This is a genomic window from Spongiibacter sp., assembly GCF_984394615.1.
Genome location: NZ_CFHTQA010000014.1, coordinates 1 through 16,119, shown reverse-complemented (window position 1 = coordinate 16,119; position 16,119 = coordinate 1). Strand labels below are relative to the sequence as shown.

The following is a 16,119-nucleotide window of genomic DNA, read 5'->3' as shown; positions in this document are numbered from 1 at the left end:
AGCCCTGCCTGTGATGAATGATCAGTTGCCTGTTATATCGGCAGCGTAGCCAGAAAACTTGAGAAGTCGTTAAAAAATATCGTGCACGATATAATCGCGTTTGTTATTTTGAGCGTACAGTCAGTGAAGGCAGGGTCAGTCATCCGCAGTTGGCTTGGCCGTCCAATCATTATTTGAGTGAGGAGAGCGTCAGATGAGCCAGTTGTACGACTTTGAAATTAATAGCCTGCAGGGCAAACCCATGAATCTGGCGGATTACGCTGGCAAGGTTGTGCTGGTGGTGAATACTGCCAGCAAGTGCGGCCTGACTCCGCAGTATGAGGGCTTGCAGGCACTCTACGAGCAATACCGCGATCGCGGCCTGGTGATTATCGGCGCACCCTGTAATCAGTTTGCCAATCAGGAACCGGGCGATGCCGGAACGATTCAGGGCGAGTGCCTGATTAATTATGGTGTCAGCTTTCCCATCACTGAAAAAATTGAGGTTAACGGTAAAGGGACACACCCGCTGTTTGCCTATTTGAAAAAGGCCGCACCGGGTACCTTGACCAATGCCGTGAAGTGGAACTTCACCAAGTTTTTGGTGGGTAAGGATGGGCAACCGATCAAGCGTTATGCGCCGACGACCAAGCCCGAACAGTTGGCGGCGGATATCGAGGCGGCGCTCAGCGCATGAGGGATGGGGACGGCGATATGGTACTGCCTGCCTCGGAAGTGCTGAAGCTCGATAATCAGCTATGTTTTCCGCTGTATGCCGCGTCGCGATTGCTCACACGCTTGTATAAACCTCATCTCGACCCGCTGGGCCTGACTTACCCCCAGTACATTGTGCTGATGATTCTGTGGGAAGAGGCACCCTGTCCGGTGAAGACGGTCAGTCGTCGGGCGATTCTCAATACCAACACCCTGACGCCCCTTCTCAAGCGTTTGGAACAGTTGGGATTGATTCGTCGTCAGCGCTGTGAGGGCGATGAGCGACAGGTGATGCTGGCTCTGACGGAGAGTGGTCTGGCGCTGCGAGATCAGTGTGCCTGTATTCCCACCGCGTTGCTGGAAGAGACCGCGTTGCCGGTGGAGACGCTGCTGTCGTTGCGTGATTCACTGAACGCGGTTCTGCCGGTCTTGCAGCAGGCGCTGGAGCGAGAGCAGGGCGCTGGCTGACCAGTTAAGTCGCGGCAGTTCATGTCAGGCAATAAAAAAGGGCGACTGCATGCAGTCGCCCTTTTTCGTTGGCTTGCCCGAAGGGCCAGCCGGATTAGCTGAACGCTTTGATAATATTGCTCAGCATTTCCTTGGCATCGCCAAACAGCATGCGAGTGTTCTCTTTGAAGAACAGCGGGTTGTCGATACCCGCAAAGCCCGACGCCATAGAGCGCTTCATGACGAACACGTTGCGTGCCATGTCCACGTTGATGACGGGCATACCGTAGATCGGGCTGCCTTCCATCTCGCGGGCCGCTGGGTTAACTACGTCGTTGGCACCGATAACGATTGCCACGTCGAAGGTATCCATGCGGGGGTTAACGGCGTCCATTTCCAGCAGCAGGTCGTAGGAAACATCGGCTTCGGCCAGCAGTACGTTCATGTGGCCAGGCATACGACCGGCAACCGGGTGAATCGCATAGACGACCTCGGCACCGTTCTTTTCCAGAATTTCCTGAAGCTCTTTCACTACGTGCTGTGCCTGGGCAACGGCCATACCGTAGCCGGGAACGATAACCACACTGGTGGCCGCTTCCAGAACATAGTATGCGTCGTCAGCCGACATGGCTTTGGCTTCGCCTTCGATCTTGGTACCGGCGCCGCCGCCAGCAACGGCAGAGAAGCCGCTGAAGAGGACGTTGCTCAGTGAGCGGTTCATCGCCTTACACATGATCTGGGTCAGGATGATACCGCTGGCACCAACCAGCGAACCCGCCACGATCAGAATGATGTTGTTGATCGCGAAACCGGCGGCACAGGCGGCCAGACCGGAGTAGCTGTTCAGCAGCGAGATGACCACTGGCATATCTGCGCCACCGATGGGGATGACCAGCATAATGCCAAGCAGACAGCTCAGGCCGATAACCAGGTACAGGTACAGGGCAACGCCTGGGTTCAATACGAACATCACGGCACTGGCAATAATGGCCAGAATCAGCAGGATGTTGAAAACGCGCTGACCGCCGAAGACCAGCGGGCGACCAGGCATACGTTCGCTCAGTTTGCCGTAGGCAATCAGCGAGCCGGTGAAGGTCACGCCACCGATCAGAATCGACAGTACGATGGTGATCAGTTCAAAGGCATTGGCCTCGAAGCCGTACAGCGCCGCCCAGCCAATGAACAGACTGGCGATACCACCAAAGCCGTTGAACAGGGCCACCATTTCCGGCATGGAGGTCATCGCAACCGAGCGGGCTACAATCGCGCCGACAACGCCACCGGCAACAATACCGACGGCAATCCATTTGTAATCAATAATGCTCTGATCCAGCAGGGTAATCACTACTGCGATGAACATACCGACGGCTGAAACGAGGTTACCTTTACGGGCTGTTGCGGGTGACCCCAGCATTTTCAGACCAAAGATAAACAGAACGGCCGCTGCCACATAGGACAGGTTGACCAGCAATTCGATACCCATTACTTAGTGTCTCCCTGTTTTTTCTTGAACATGGCCAGCATGCGGTCGGTAACCATGTAGCCGCCGATCACGTTGATGGTGGCCATGGCGACAGCCGCCGTACCAAGAATGGTGGCCAGTTGAGTGTGTTCGGCGCCCGCTGACGTCAACGCACCTACCAGGGTGATACCAGAAATAGCATTTGAACCCGACATCAGCGGCGTGTGCAGCGTGGCGGGAACTTTATTGATGAGCTCGAAGCCGAGGAAAATCGACAGCATCAAGATGAACGCGAGAAATACGATTTCCATCTTTACCTCCTACTTAACCAGGTTTTTGATGGTGTCATTAACGATTTCGCCGCCGTGGGTAATCACACAGCCCTGCAGAATATCGTTCTCGAAATCGATGACCATCGCTTGTTTTTCGTTATCCCAGCCTTCGTCAACCAGGTTGAACAGGTTAGCTGAGTACATTTGACTGGCGTCGCGGCTTACGAAGTTTGCCCAGTTGCCGTCGCCGATAACGGTAACGCCGTCGATAGTGACAGTTTCACCGGCAACAGAGCCTTCAACGTTACCGCCGGTTTCAGCGGCCATATCCACGATGACACTTCCGGGCTTCATGCCCTGAATCATGTCACTGGTGACCAGTACCGGAGGTTTGCGACCAAATACCTGAGCGGTAGTGATCACGATGTCTGAATCTGCAATTTGCTTTTTCTGACCTTCCAACTGCAGTTTGCGCTGTTCTTCGGTCAGCTCGACCGCGTAGCCGTCTTTGGTTTGACCGGTTTCGCCCAGATCGATTTCCAGGAATTTACCGCCCAATGAGCGAACCTGCTCGGCAACCACCGGGCGGGTATCAAAGGCAACCACTTTGGCGCCGAGGCGCTTGGCGGTGGCAATAGCCTGCAGACCGGCAACACCTGCGCCGATAACGAAGACGGTTGCGGGTTTCAGCGTACCTGCAGGGGTCATCATCATGGGCAGAATGCGCGGCAGACGTGTGGTCGCGAGCAATACCATGACGTAGCCCGCAAGGCTGGCCTGTGAGCTGAGGGCATCCATTTTCTGAGAACGGGTGCTGCGCGGAATCATTTCCATGCTGATTGCAGTCACGTTCTGATCGCGGAAGGCTTTAATCAAGTCGTGTTCATTGAACGGGTCGAGGTAGCTGATGTGAATGCTACCGGCCTTGAGTTGCTTGATTTCTTCCAGGGTGGGTTTGCTGATTCGCAGTACGATATCGGCGGCAGCGAAAATCGCCGCCCGATCTTCGACTACGCTAGCACCGGCGTCGACGTATTCGGCGTCGCTGTAACCGCTGCCCAGGCCCATTCCCGCTTCAATCTGGACGACCGCCCCGGCGCGTACCAATTTTTTGGCATCGCTCGGAATGATCGCAACCCGATTCTCCCCAGAGGCGAGTTCTTTTGGAATTCCTAAGAGCATCTTTAAAGATCCATTGTTGATATTGTTAGTGTTGCTTGGTCGAAAAGCCGCATAGGATATTACATTGCGATGCAAGATGCGATAAAAGCCAAACATGGAATGCGCTAAATGCCATGCCCGGGTTGGATATACAGGGGAGTATTAATTCTTTAAATAACGCTATAGCCGCGGGCTATTGCAATGATGCCTGTTCTCATCGGTTAGCCCGCTAAGCGAATTTACTTATTCTTTTGTTGGGTGGATGCTTTCTAAACTATTGTGTAGAAACATCTTTCCAGCGAATTTGGAGGCCGGGTATTCCCGTCATATGTAATATGCTGCTATCCGACCACTCTTGCCTGTCGGTCATGAAATGCCAATAGGGCTGACTCGGCAAGCGCTGCGCGAGAACTACCTGTCAGTATTCTTCTTTATACTGCTTGCTTATTATTCTGTCGGCTATCTGGCCATGCTGTTGGCTATTCCGCCCGGTTATGCAACGGCGATATGGCCCTCTGCGGGTATTGCCCTGGCCGCCATGTTGCTGGCCGGGTACCGATATTGGCCCGCAGTCGCGCTTGCCTCGTTTTCTATCAATGCTATTGAGGTGCCACTCGATCAGGGTGTTGCGGCCTTCTTTGCTGAGGCCTGGGCGCCAGCGCTGATTGGGCTTGGTGCTGCCACGCAGGCCGTGGTGGGCGCCTGGGTACTCAAGCGGGTGATTGGTTACCCGCTGAATCTGGATACGGCACGCTCGGTGCTGATCTATATTGTCCTGATCTGCGGTGTGGCCAGCGTCATCAGTGCGTCTGTTGCGGTTTCTACGCTCTGGTTGGCGGGCAAGCTGGAGTCCAATAATTATCTCTATAACTGGGCCACCTGGTGGGTCGGCGATGGGCTGGGCATTATGCTTGTCGCCACGCTGATGTTTGTGTTTTTTGCCGAGCCAAGGGGTATCTGGCGGAGCCGGGCAAAAATACTTCCCGTTGCTTTACTCCTGGCGTCGGTGGTCGTGGTGGTGATGTATGTTTTTGCCAGTCGCTGGGAATCGACCCGTCAACAGCAGATGTTCGAACGCCACGCGGAGCAAATATACCTGCGGGCAGAAATTCTTCTTCACAGCTACTTTGAGGGGCTATACGCCGCCCAGTCGTTTTTGGGGGCGTCGGAGCACGTTAACCGAGACGAGTTTTATCAGTTCGTTGGCGGCCTGCTGGATCGCAATCCGGGCTTTCAGGGAGTGGCTTGGGCTGTGGTTATGCCGCATCAGCAGCGCGAGGCTTTTGAACGGCAGCTCAGCCTGCAAATGGGTGAGCCCAAAGTTGTTACGGAAGCGGATGGCAACGGCACGAGGATGCTCGCGGACAGGCGCGATACCTATGTTGTCATCAAGTATATCGCTCCCGAGGTGGGGAACGAAGCGGCATTGGGCTATGACATCAGCTCGAACCCGCTGGCCAGAAAGGCACTGCTGGCGGCGTCTGATCATCGTCAGCCTGCAGCGACCGCGCCGCTGACGCTGGTGCAGGAAACGGGACAGCAGGCGGGGGTTGTCGTGTATTTTCCTGTATTTAGGGCTGGCGCATTGAGCGGCTATATCAGCGGCGTTTTCCGGGTGGAAAACCTGATGCATGCGCTGTTGGTGAATCAAGACCTGAACGGTTTGGCGCTGACCCTCACGGCGGGTGATGAGCTGATATTTGAAGCAGATTCGCTGCAGAACGCGAATAAAGCCCCGTTGTTTGTTCAGAGCTGGCCCATTCATTTTGCCGACCAGCAATGGCGATTGACCATCAGCGGCAGTCAGCGGTTTCTGGCAGACAGTCGCTCGATCATGCCCTGGGGGGTACTGGCCGCAGGGATGCTTTTTGTCGGTTTGCTGGGCATGTCGCTGCTGGTGCTTACCGGCGCTAAATACCATTCGGATGAGTCCAGTGTGAAGTTGCAGGCGATGGTTGAGCGTCTGCAGCAAACGCAGGGGCAGTTGGTCGAGTCGGAAAAAATGGCGGCGCTGGGTGGTCTGGTGGCCGGTTTTGCCCACGAGCTGAATACGCCGATTGGTATAGCGATTACCGCGTCTTCAACATTGAAGTCAGATATTCAGCGTATCGCGCCACTGATTGCCCAAAGTGATCAACTGTCGGGGGATGAGGCGGAGCGCACAGTTTCCCGGCTGATGGAGGCTTCCAGTATGGTGCTGGAAAGTCTGCAGCGTTCGGGCAATCTGATCAGCAGCTTTAAACAAGTATCAGTTGATCAGGCGTCGGCAGATGTGAGGAAGATTAATCTGCACGATTACTTGCACGATATTTTGCTGCACCTCGCGCCAAGCTGTCGAAGCAACGGGCACGATGTCAGCCTGGATTGCCCTCGGGATATTTATATCCACACCGTGCCGGGTGGCTTGACGCAAGTCGTGGTCAATTTGGTCAACAACAGTCTTGGGCATGCATTCCCCGGCGACCGTCAGGGTCGAATCCAGTTGCGCGTAAGACGCGATGGGCCTTGGGTAGTCTTGGATGTTGCCGATGATGGGGTCGGCATGTCTCCCGAGGTTAGAGACAAGGTATTCGAACCTTTCTTTACCACACGCAGGGGGGGGAAGCACGCAGGCAGCGGGCTGGGGCTACATCTGGTCTACAACGTGGTTCGCCGGCAGCTGGGTGGCGAAATCTCCGTGGTGTCGACGCCAGGGGAGGGCAGTACTTTTACGGTGCAGTTACCGCTGATGCCGCAGCATGATCACTTGCAGGATGCAGACTGAGTTCTGCGTTATTTGCCGGGTTGGAGACCCACAAACATCAGGTCAATCGACCGGCGAATATCGTCGAGCCCGGCGAAATAGGAATCGCCGGACGAAAGCTGCTGGTGGTAAATACCAACGATATGCGCGCGGATATAGCACGCCAGCTCCTCTGCGCTGATGTCGTCGCGAATCAATTTATATTGCTGACCATAGCTGACGATCTGGGTGATGAGGCTGAGATTGTGTTGGCGGTTTTTGTCGAGATGCTCACGAGCATTTTGGGATTCCGTGCAGAGGCTGTAGCGCATGGCAAAGCGGGTCACCTGCTCCACGGTTGGGCTCTCCAGCATCCGCTGGTAGGACATCAGTAACACCTCTTTGAACGCGTCTAATGTCAGCATGCCGTTGGCGGCGTCTTCCACTTGGCTGCGCATTGCCGTGTCCAGTGGAAGGCTCAAGCGGTCGATGATGGCGTTGATCAGTTCATCTTTATTTTTGAAGTGCCAATAGATTGCGCCTCGCGTGACGCCGGCCGCTGAAGCCACGTCGCTGAGCCGTGTGCTGCCGATTCCCTGTTCTGCAAACAGTTGTTCGGCGGCAGTCAGCAAGCTTTCCCTGGTGGCTTCGGCCTCGGCCTTTGAGCGTCTCATAATGCCTTCCGTTACAATTGGTAACAAAAAATGTAACTGATACTTTACATACGTACGTGCATGTATGTAAAGTGGCTGGATCTTTTGTTTAACTCGGATAGCTCCCTATGAACACCGCTGATTCTCGGCTGAATACCTTTGGCGTGCAGACACGACGTGGCTTGGTCATAGCGATGATCGCTGTGGTGGCAGTGCTGTCGGCTTGTGGTGCCGAGCAGGCCCCGGTAGCTGCGGAACAGGCGCAGCCCGTGAAGGTGCTGGTGATGCGCAGCGATGATGTGCCCGTGGTTGGGCAGTATCCCGGTCGCCTGGAGGGGTCCAAAGAAGTGCAGGTTCGTGCAAGGGTCGAGGGTATCCTGCTGAGACGCACCTACACAGAAGGTCAGCAGGTGGAGGCGGGTCAGCTTCTGTTCGAAATTGATTCCGCACCTTTCGAGGTGGCGCTTAACCGTGCCAAGGCCCAGTTGGCTCAGGCGCGCGCCAGCCTGTCCGCCGCAGAACGTCGCTGGCGCCGCGCCAGTGAACTGATTAAAACCAATGCCATCAGTCAGCGTGACCGCGATGATGCGGAATCTGAGCTGGAAGAGGCGAGGGCGACGCTGCAGCTCGCCGAGGCTGAGGTGAGCGCCGCCCAGATCAATCTTGATTATTGCAAAGTGCGGGCGCCGATTTCCGGTATCACCAGCCGGGAGCAGGTTTCAGAGGGAAGTTTGGTCGGCCCGTCTGCCAACAGTTTGCTGACCAGTATCACTCAGCTGGACCCTTTGTGGGTCAACATCTCGATGCCTGATGAAATGGTGCTGCTGCTCCGTCGCCTGCTGAAAGAGGGCGAATTGAGCTATGACGAGAGTCAGCGCGCTGTGCAGATTGAAACTGCTGGTGAGCAGACTCACCCCCATCTCGGTCATGTTAATTTCAGCGATAGCGTCATTGATCGTAATACCGGTACGGTGCAGTTCAGAGCGACGGTCGACAACCCCGAGGGCAGTTTGCTGCCCGGCCAGTTTGTTCGGGTCAGCTTGAAAGGGCTGTATAGCCGAAATTCTATGGTACTGCCGGAGCGCGCAGTCTTGCAGAATGCTCAGGGCAGTTATGTCTACGTAGTGAATGCGGAGCAGCGTGCGGAAGTGCGCCCTGTAACCCTCGGACTTGAGGTCGAAGGCGGGCGCATCGTCGATAGCGGTCTGGAGCCCGGTGATACCGTCGTACTTGAAGGCTTGGTACGCGTGCGCCCGGGGGCACTGCTGGAGCCGGAAGTGATTGAAATTACCTACGACTACGGCCCCGAGCCCCATTTTGATGATGAGCCTGAGGCGCCGCAAATGAAGCTCGTGCAGGCAGATCTGCCGACCGCGCAGGAGCGTGTGCAATGAGCGTCCGGTTTTTCATCGAGCGCCCGGTACTGTCGATTGTCCTGTCGCTGCTGATCCTGATTGCTGGGGCAACCGCTTTGGGCAAACTGCCGGTGTCGCTGTACCCGCAGATTCTTCCGCCTGAAATTGTGGTGACCGCCAGCTACCCCGGCGCCAATGCCGAAACCCTGGCTGAGACGGTTGCCGCCCCGCTGGAGCAGGAGCTCAACGGGGTTGAGGGTATGCTGTATATGAATACGCAGGCGTCGGCTGCCGGACATGTAAGTACCAGTGTGATTTTTGCTACCGGGACAGATCCGGATCAGGCGGCGATCGACGTGTCGAACCGGGTGGCGGTGGCGGAAAACCGTCTCCCCGAAGCGGTAAAGCGTTTGGGTATTACCGTCGATAAGCGCTCAACAGACATTCTGATGATTTTCTCGTTGTCGTCGAAGCTGCCCCAGTACGACGCGATCTACCTGAGTAACTACGCGCTGTTGAATATCATCGATGAGCTGCGTCGCCTGCCGGGTATTGGCGGTACGCGCTTGCTCGGTGCGCGTGACTATTCCATGCGAATCTGGCTGCAGCCAGACCGCCTCGCAGAGTACGGGCTGACACCCAGCGATGTCGCCGCGGCAATCGCAGGCCAGAATTCAAACTTTGCGGTTGGCTCTTTCGGTGCCGAGCCAATGTCGGCAGATCAGCCGTTCACCTATGCCGTGAGTACCCAGGGTCGTCTGGCGACGGTCGAAGAATTTGAAGACATTATTATTCGCGCAGAGCCGAACTCCGCGGCATTGCACCTCGGTGATATTGCGAGGGTTGAACTGGGTGCCAAGGATTATGCCTTCCGCGGTGCATTCAACGGCGAGCCAGCTGTGCCCGTGGCAATGTACTTGCGACCGGGTGCCAATGCGCTTGAGACCGCTGAGGCCGCCAAGGCGGTTATGGAGCGGGTAAAGGCCAATGTACCGGAAGGGGTCGACATTGAACTCGCTTTCGATACCACGGTATTTGTCGAGAAGTCGATCAATGAAGTCGTCGTGACATTCTTCGAGGCGATGTTGTTGGTGATTCTGGTCATGTTTCTGTTTTTGCAGAACGTGCGTGCCACTTTTATTCCGCTGCTGGCGATTCCTGTGTCCATTGTCGGTACGTTCGCGGGCTTGTACATCCTCGGTTACTCCATCAACCTGCTGACGCTGTTCGGCCTGATTCTCGCCATTGGTATTGTGGTTGACGATGCGATCATCGTGATTGAAAACGTTGAGCGCATTATGGAAGAGCAGCATCTTACGCCTTACGAAGCGGTCAAGCAGGCCATGCAGGAAGTCAGTGGCCCGCTCGTGGCGATCGTACTGGTCCTGTCTGCGGTTTTTCTGCCGGTGGTATTTATTGAAGGACTCACCGGCGAAATGTATCGGCAGTTTGCCGTCGCGTTGACGATTTCTGTTGTCCTGTCGGGGATTGTTGCACTGACACTGACGCCAGCACTGTGCGCCATGATGCTCAAACCCCATGGCCATGGCGGCGTTTCTCACCGTGCACTGACCGCCTTCAACCGTGGCTTTGAATGGCTTCGCGATCGCTATATGGCCGTGACCGCGATGATCCTTCGCCACCGTGTCGCCAGCTCGCTGGGCTTTGTTGCCTTGGTGGTTGTGGCGCTGTGGGTATTTACCCGCGTGCCGACTGGCCTGGTGCCCGCCGAGGACCAGGGTTATATCATGATGGCCTACAACACGCCGCCAGCGGCGTCTCTGTCGCGGACGGCGACGGTAACTGATGCCATGGCCGGGCGACTGATGGAGACCGACGGTATCAGTTCGCTGATTACCTTCGCGGGCTTCGATATTCTTTCTTCATCGCTGAAAACCAACGCCGGTGTGTCGTTCATCATGCTGGACGATTGGGATGAGCGTGCGTCGCCGGGCCTGGATTCCATTTCGCTGGCCCACCGCGTGCCAGCGCTGGGCAACGATCTGCTGGATGGCAGCATGATTGCCTTTAATCCGCCACCGATTATCGGTCTCAGCAGCACTGGCGGCTTTGAGTTTTACCTGCAGAGCCGCGGTGAGGCTGGTCTCACTGATCTGAATGAGGCCGTCTGGAAACTGGTTGCCGAGGCGAATAAACAGCCGGAACTCAGCCGGGTATACAGCACGTTTCAGATGAATACCCCGCAGTACAAATTGACGCTGGACCGTGAGAAAACCATGAGTCTGGGTGTGCCGGTTGAGGACGTGTTCAGCACGATGCAGGCGACGTTCGGCAGTCTGTATGTCAACGACTTCACGCTGTTCGGCCGCAGCTTTCAGGTAAATTTGCAGTCTGAGGAATCTTTCCGTCGCTCCCCGGATGACCTCAGCAAAGTTTTCGTGCGCTCCTCAACGGGCAGCCTGATACCGCTGCGCTCACTCGTCAAAGTCGAGCGTGTGGTGGGGCCGGACGCAGTGACCCGGTTCAACGGCTTCAATGCGGCGAAGGTTCTGGGTTCGCCTGCGCCGGGCTACAGCTCCGGTGAGGCCATCGCCGCCATTGAGCGGGTGGCCGCCGATGTGCTGGGTCGCGACTTCAGCATTGGCTGGGTCGGCAGCGCCTATCAAGAGAAGTCATCATCGGGGAATAGCAGTAAAGCCTTTATTTTGGCGATCCTGATCGTATTCCTGATTCTGGCGGCGCAGTATGAGCGCTGGCTGATGCCGGCGGCCGTGGTGATGGCGGTGCCTTTTGCGTTGCTGGGTGCGGTGATTGCGGCATGGCTGCGGGGGCTGGACAACGATATTTATTTCCAGATTGGCTTGGTGTGTCTGATCGGTCTCGCCAGTAAGAACGCGATTCTAATCGTCGAATTCGCCATGCAGGAGCGTGAGAAAGGCCTGTCGATTGTTGATGCGGCGCTGGAGGCGCTACGCCTGCGCTTCCGGCCGATTGTCATGACCTCATTGGCATTTACACTGGGTTGTCTGCCGCTGGCGCTGTCCACTGGCGCCGGTGCCGCCAGCCGGACTGCATTGGGTACCAGTGTGATCGGTGGTATGTTGATGGCAACCTTTGTTGCCACCGTATTCGTGCCCTTGTTCTATGTGCTGATGGCGACCTTGAGCGAGCGTTTTTCGAAAAAATCGTCGTAGTTGCGCTGGAGGCCGATTCGCTTTAGCGGTCGGACATGCGCTCGCTGAAGTCCCAGCTAGACAGGGTTTTGGGGCGCAGGCAGATGGCAATTTCATCCGCTTTGCGACTCATCAGCCAGTCTGCCAGTGCTTGGTTGCTGCCGCCGAGGTAGCGATCAATCAGCTTGCTCAGCAATACACCCTCGCTGTCGCTGGAAAGGCTGGCAATGGCTTTGCCGCGAACGCCGCGATAGGGAATGCCGTTAACAGCAATTTCAAAGCCGCACTCGGGCCGTGCTTTCAGTAGGCGGATAATTTTGGCGTTGCGGTGAGAGACGCAATACAACGCATCGTCGTGATAGAGATACCACAGCGAACAGATTACCGGGAAGCCGTCCTGATCAATGGCGGACAGTCGCAGTGGAATCAGGCTGTCGCGCAAAAACGGGCTGTGGTCCATAGGTGCCTCCTGAAAGTCATATCGCCGGTGGTCAAAGCTTCTCGATGCCCCGATCACTAATGCGGATTTTGCGTTCTTTATAGAGCTTGCTCAGACCCTGTTTAAAGGCTTTTTTACTGACGCCGAAGATGCGTTTGATGGCTTCCGGTGGGCTTTTATCACCGAGTGCAAGAAAACCGTCGTTGGCATCGAGCTGTTTCAGAATCTGTTCTGCGACGTCGGGCGCGCGCTGTTTGGCCGGCGTATTCAATGTCAGGTCCAGACGTTTGTCCGGGCGCACGCGCCGTATCCAGCCACTAAGCTGATCTCCGCGCTTCAACGGATGGCTGAGCTCGCTGTCGTAAAGCAGTCCCCAAACGCGTTGGTCGACAATACATTTGTAGCCCAGCGTGGTTTTTCCCGCGACCATCAACCCGACTTCCTGACCGGCTTTAAAGCCATCGGCCTGATCTGAAATGTGTCGGTCCAGTCGCATACTGGCGACCAGTCGTCCGCACAGATCCGTGTAGACAGTTACCAGCACATTTTGCCCGACGCGAAGCTCACCGAGCTGTTCGCTGAAAGGCAGCAGCAGTTCTTTATCCAGCCCCCAGTCCAGGAATGCGCCCACATCGGCAATGGCGCTCACCGGAAGTTGTCCGGCATCGCCGCACTGTAATGTGGGACGCTGGCTGCTGGCGATCAGGCTGCCGTCATTGTCGTGCAGTACGAAGACGTCGAGCATATCGCCAACGGCTATATTCTCCGGCGCCTGGCGAGGTGGTAAAAAAATATCTCCGGCATCACCGCCGTCCAGATAAAAGCCCGCCGTCGTTTTGCGGCTGACGCTCAAGTGATTGACGCGTCCAATACGAAGCATGATGGAGTCCAAGGGTATTCAGAAAGTGGGGAGTATGCCCGCTGCCTGCGATTGCTGCCAGCAGTGATTCCCCTGTTGAGGGCGAAGAGGGGCAGTGAGTCTCGCATCCGTGGTTTTTCAATGTTTTCGGGCATTGTCGGCTGTGTGAACGTTAGGAGTTAATCCTGACCTTCGTAAAAACGATCGTCGGCAGAAAACAACTTGCGCCGAACATTCTGGCGAAACTGGCCGGGTGCAATGGCATTCATCTGCTTGAAAAGCTTGCTGAAATAGCTGGCATCACTGTAGCCACACAGGGCGCTGATTTCCTCAACGGGCAAGTTGCTGTTTTGCAGCAATTCCCTCGCTGAATCGAGGCGTATCTGCTGTAGATACTGAAGGGGGGATTGTCCGCAGGCCCTCTGGAAGCGGCGCTGGAAACTGCGCTGGCTCAGTCCGCTGCGCTGTGCCAGATCGTCAATGCGGATCGGATCGCCGAAGTGCCGATGCATCCAGCTTTGTGCGAGGGCAATGACTTCATCGCCGTGGCGGAGATTGTGTTCACTGCGATAGGCCTGATTGGCAAAGGGGCGACGGCTTTCAGGGGAGAATTGCTGGGTTACCTGATGAGCGATGTCGGCCCCCCAGTGGCGGTCGATCAGGTGAATAACCAGGTCGGCCGCGCTGTTAACACTGCCCGTACAGTACAGCTTGCCGGCCTCGGTAATCAGGTGATCGCGCTGCAGCTTTATTCTCGGGTAGCGATTTTCGAAGTCGTCGAAATAGTGCCAGTGGGTCGTCGCTGCGCGCCCATCGAGCAAACCTGCCTCCGCGAGAAAGTAACTGCCGGTTCCGACCGCGCACAGCTCGCAGCCATGAGATGCCAACTGTTGAAGCCACTGTTTGACCTCCGGGCGTTGAGCGCCTCCGCGAAGGGGATGACGCCAGCGACTGGCGATAATCAGGATATCCGGTACGGGCCAGGGGGCACTTTCCGGCTCTGCATCGAGCCATTGATCTGCCTGTAGCACCAGGCCTCCGGATGTCGCCAGTGGTGGAGGGTCCAAACTCAATAATTCCAGCTTGATCGGAGGGCGTTGCCGCCGCCTTGTGAACTGCTGGTTACAGGCTTCCAGCAGTTCAATCGGAAGGCTAAGGCTGGTTGTTAGCGCCTGGCGAAAGCCGAGAAGGGCGATGTGCGAGAATGTTGACACTGTTGTCGTAAATACCATGTTTATTGGCGTAAATGACATTATAGGTGCAGGGCGGCAGGAGTAAACTGCCTGCCCATCTGTGGTAACTCGTTAAGGAATCAGTATTTTGAGCCGTCTGCCGTTAATTGTCGGATTTGGGGGGGTTAATCCCGCCGGTCGCAGCTCTTTCCATCACGCCTACCGTCGGCTGGTCATCGACGCGCTGCCAACTGCGGTGGCGGATCGTACCTTGCAGAGCCTGGCAGCCTTGATGAAGGTGGGAGATGAGTTACAGGGACAGGCTCGGCGTGACTACATTCTGGCCCACACGCTGATCAGAAAAATCGAGCGCTCCGCGTTTGATGTGGAGCAGGTGCCCTGGAACCGGCGTATGCAGCTACAGGGCGAGCGTGGTGCCGTTGAATTTGTACTGCGACGCAAACAGCTTCCTGAGGCGCTGCCAGGCAACTGGCAGATTCGTGATCTGGGTGATGATCGAGTTGCTGTGACGGTCGCTGAGTCGGTAGATGTGCTGCTGCCGACCCACCGTCGTTTTGAAGTGTCTTCTGCGGGGCAGTTGCCGACCGGCTTTGATCCCGCCGCCTATTACCCGGCTCGCAATCACCCGCGTGGTTTGCAGATGTCGGTGTTCGGCGCATCGGATGCATTGCAGTCGGTAGGTATCGACTGGGACGTTGTGCGCAACCGGGTTCGCCCCGATGAGATTTCCGTTTACGCCAGTTCGGCCATGGCGCAACTGGACGACGCGGGCTTCGGTGGGTTGCTTGGTGCCAGAGCCAACGGCGGGCGAGTAACGTCCAAGCAATTGGCGCTGGGCTTGGCCGATATGCCGGCCGACTTTGTCAGTGCCTATGTACTGGGCAATGTTGGTGGAACCGGGCCCAGCCTGGGCGCTTGTGCCACCTTCTTTTATAACCTTCGGCAGGCGGTCCAGGAGATTCGCAGCGGGCATGTGCGAGTGGCGATTGTCGGCGCGGCTGATGCCGGTGTTGAGCCGCGGGTCATGGATGGCTACGCCACGATGGGGGCGCTGGCCAGCGACGCAGAACTGCTGAAACTGGACGAAGCCCGCGGGCTTACCGAGCCGGATTATCGACGTGCCAGCCGTCCTTTCAGCAGCAACTGCGGCTTCACCATCTCTGAGGCCAGTCAGTTTATTGTGCTGTTTGATGACGAACTGGCGCTGGAGCTGGGGGCACAGATTCATGCAGCGGTGCCGGATGTCTTCGTGAATGCCGACGGCTATAAGAAGTCGATCTCGTCGCCGGGCATTGGTAACTATCTGACCGTTGGCAAGGCTGTTGCGGTAGCATCGGCGATTCTGGGTGAAGAGGCGGTACGGCGCCGCTCTTTTGTTCAGGCCCACGGGACCAGCACACCGCAGAACAGGGTGACGGAATCGCATATCCTGAACGAAACCGCGAAAGCGTTTGGGATAGAACGTTGGCCGGTAGCGGCGATTAAAGCCTATCTTGGCCACAGTATCGGTGCGGCTTCGGGCGATCAGCTAATGGCCAGTCTCGGCGTTTGGCAGGATCATGTACTGCCCGGTATTACCACCATCGACCACATCGCCGACGACGTGCAGCGCAGCAATTTAATGCTGCCCATGCAGCACCTGGCGCTGGAGCCGGACAGCATGGACATTGCCATTCTCAATGCCAAGGGCTTTGGCGGTAACAATGCCAGTGCCTGTCTGCTCTCCCCC

13 protein-coding genes are annotated in these 16,119 nt (G+C 56.4%); 6 read left to right on the top strand and 7 right to left on the bottom strand.

Annotated features, from left to right (window positions below; genetic code table 11):
- The first annotated feature begins 193 nt into the window (after positions 1-193).
- Together AC5DB9_RS07275 and AC5DB9_RS07270 are read left to right on the top strand one after the other, a co-directional pair.
- Positions 194-676 carry a glutathione peroxidase gene (locus AC5DB9_RS07275; protein WP_272993607.1) on the top strand — a complete coding sequence of 161 codons (483 nt, stop codon included), beginning with the start codon at positions 194-196 and terminating at the stop codon, positions 674-676.
- Positions 673-1,161: a MarR family winged helix-turn-helix transcriptional regulator gene (locus AC5DB9_RS07270; RefSeq protein ID WP_273009496.1), complete on the top strand. Its 489-nt coding sequence runs from the start codon at positions 673-675 to the stop codon at positions 1,159-1,161. The genes AC5DB9_RS07275 and AC5DB9_RS07270 overlap by 4 nt, the downstream gene beginning before the upstream one ends.
- A 94-nt stretch (positions 1,162-1,255) precedes the next feature.
- Here the strand turns inward: AC5DB9_RS07270 and AC5DB9_RS07265 are convergent, their stop codons facing one another.
- From AC5DB9_RS07265 to AC5DB9_RS07255, 3 genes are read right to left on the bottom strand one after another with little or no spacing between them, the layout of a single operon-like run.
- The gene (locus AC5DB9_RS07265; protein ID WP_273009494.1) at positions 1,256-2,623 is read right to left on the bottom strand and encodes an NAD(P)(+) transhydrogenase (Re/Si-specific) subunit beta; all 1,368 of its coding nucleotides are present in this window, start codon (positions 2,621-2,623) and stop codon (positions 1,256-1,258) included.
- Positions 2,623-2,913 carry an NAD(P) transhydrogenase subunit alpha part 2 gene (locus AC5DB9_RS07260; protein ID WP_022959801.1) on the bottom strand — a complete coding sequence of 97 codons (291 nt, stop codon included), beginning with the start codon at positions 2,911-2,913 and terminating at the stop codon, positions 2,623-2,625. Before AC5DB9_RS07260 ends, AC5DB9_RS07265 begins: the two co-directional genes overlap by 1 nt.
- A 9-nt stretch (positions 2,914-2,922) precedes the next feature.
- On the bottom strand, positions 2,923-4,056 hold the full coding sequence (locus tag AC5DB9_RS07255) for an NAD(P) transhydrogenase subunit alpha (RefSeq protein WP_028968447.1): 1,134 nt from the start codon (positions 4,054-4,056) through the stop codon (positions 2,923-2,925).
- A gap of 352 nt (positions 4,057-4,408) precedes the next feature.
- Here AC5DB9_RS07255 and AC5DB9_RS07250 point away from each other — a divergent pair, with 352 nt between their 5' ends.
- On the top strand, positions 4,409-6,799 hold the full coding sequence (locus tag AC5DB9_RS07250) for a CHASE domain-containing protein (protein ID WP_272993620.1): 2,391 nt from the start codon (positions 4,409-4,411) through the stop codon (positions 6,797-6,799).
- An 8-nt stretch (positions 6,800-6,807) separates the two neighbouring features.
- On the opposite strand, the gene AC5DB9_RS07245 is transcribed toward AC5DB9_RS07250, so the two are convergent.
- Positions 6,808-7,431, bottom strand: coding sequence for a TetR family transcriptional regulator (locus tag AC5DB9_RS07245; protein ID WP_272993622.1), 624 nt, complete (start codon positions 7,429-7,431; stop codon positions 6,808-6,810).
- Between the two features lie 107 nt (positions 7,432-7,538).
- Between AC5DB9_RS07245 and AC5DB9_RS07240 the strand changes: the two genes are divergently transcribed.
- The gene (locus tag AC5DB9_RS07240; protein ID WP_272993624.1) at positions 7,539-8,804 is read left to right on the top strand and encodes an efflux RND transporter periplasmic adaptor subunit; all 1,266 of its coding nucleotides are present in this window, start codon (positions 7,539-7,541) and stop codon (positions 8,802-8,804) included.
- The gene (locus AC5DB9_RS07235) at positions 8,801-11,920 is read left to right on the top strand and encodes an efflux RND transporter permease subunit (protein WP_272993626.1); all 3,120 of its coding nucleotides are present in this window, start codon (positions 8,801-8,803) and stop codon (positions 11,918-11,920) included. Before AC5DB9_RS07240 ends, AC5DB9_RS07235 begins: the two co-directional genes overlap by 4 nt.
- A gap of 22 nt (positions 11,921-11,942) precedes the next feature.
- On the opposite strand, the gene AC5DB9_RS07230 is transcribed toward AC5DB9_RS07235, so the two are convergent.
- The 3 genes from AC5DB9_RS07230 to AC5DB9_RS07220 form a co-directional block, all read right to left on the bottom strand.
- On the bottom strand, positions 11,943-12,359 hold the full coding sequence (locus AC5DB9_RS07230; protein ID WP_272993629.1) for a pyridoxamine 5'-phosphate oxidase family protein: 417 nt from the start codon (positions 12,357-12,359) through the stop codon (positions 11,943-11,945).
- A gap of 31 nt (positions 12,360-12,390) precedes the next feature.
- Positions 12,391-13,218, bottom strand: a complete 828-nt coding sequence (locus AC5DB9_RS07225; RefSeq protein ID WP_272993630.1) for a CvfB family protein — start codon at positions 13,216-13,218, stop codon at positions 12,391-12,393.
- A gap of 158 nt (positions 13,219-13,376) precedes the next feature.
- Positions 13,377-14,411 (bottom strand): GlxA family transcriptional regulator, encoded by a 1,035-nt coding sequence (locus AC5DB9_RS07220; protein ID WP_272993633.1) that lies wholly within the window; start codon positions 14,409-14,411, stop codon positions 13,377-13,379.
- Positions 14,412-14,517: 106 nt separating this feature from the next.
- Here AC5DB9_RS07220 and AC5DB9_RS07215 point away from each other — a divergent pair.
- A partial coding sequence (locus AC5DB9_RS07215) for a beta-ketoacyl synthase (protein ID WP_491732036.1) occupies positions 14,518-16,119 on the top strand: 1,602 nt, incomplete at its 3' end.

What these genes read in the sequence shown, in the direction of transcription:
- AC5DB9_RS07275 (WP_272993607.1), top strand. Translation starts at nt 194, where the DNA reads ATGAGCCAGTTGTACGACTTTGAAATTAATAGCCTGCAGGGCAAACCC.
- AC5DB9_RS07270 (WP_273009496.1), top strand. Translation starts at nt 673, where the DNA reads ATGAGGGATGGGGACGGCGATATGGTACTGCCTGCCTCGGAAGTGCTG.
- AC5DB9_RS07265 (WP_273009494.1), bottom strand. Translation starts at nt 2,623, where the DNA reads ATGGGTATCGAATTGCTGGTCAACCTGTCCTATGTGGCAGCGGCCGTT.
- AC5DB9_RS07260 (WP_022959801.1), bottom strand. Translation starts at nt 2,913, where the DNA reads ATGGAAATCGTATTTCTCGCGTTCATCTTGATGCTGTCGATTTTCCTC.
- AC5DB9_RS07255 (WP_028968447.1), bottom strand. Translation starts at nt 4,056, where the DNA reads ATGCTCTTAGGAATTCCAAAAGAACTCGCCTCTGGGGAGAATCGGGTT.
- AC5DB9_RS07250 (WP_272993620.1), top strand. Translation starts at nt 4,409, where the DNA reads ATGCCAATAGGGCTGACTCGGCAAGCGCTGCGCGAGAACTACCTGTCA.
- AC5DB9_RS07245 (WP_272993622.1), bottom strand. Translation starts at nt 7,431, where the DNA reads ATGAGACGCTCAAAGGCCGAGGCCGAAGCCACCAGGGAAAGCTTGCTG.
- AC5DB9_RS07240 (WP_272993624.1), top strand. Translation starts at nt 7,539, where the DNA reads ATGAACACCGCTGATTCTCGGCTGAATACCTTTGGCGTGCAGACACGA.
- AC5DB9_RS07235 (WP_272993626.1), top strand. Translation starts at nt 8,801, where the DNA reads ATGAGCGTCCGGTTTTTCATCGAGCGCCCGGTACTGTCGATTGTCCTG.
- AC5DB9_RS07230 (WP_272993629.1), bottom strand. Translation starts at nt 12,359, where the DNA reads ATGGACCACAGCCCGTTTTTGCGCGACAGCCTGATTCCACTGCGACTG.
- AC5DB9_RS07225 (WP_272993630.1), bottom strand. Translation starts at nt 13,218, where the DNA reads ATGCTTCGTATTGGACGCGTCAATCACTTGAGCGTCAGCCGCAAAACG.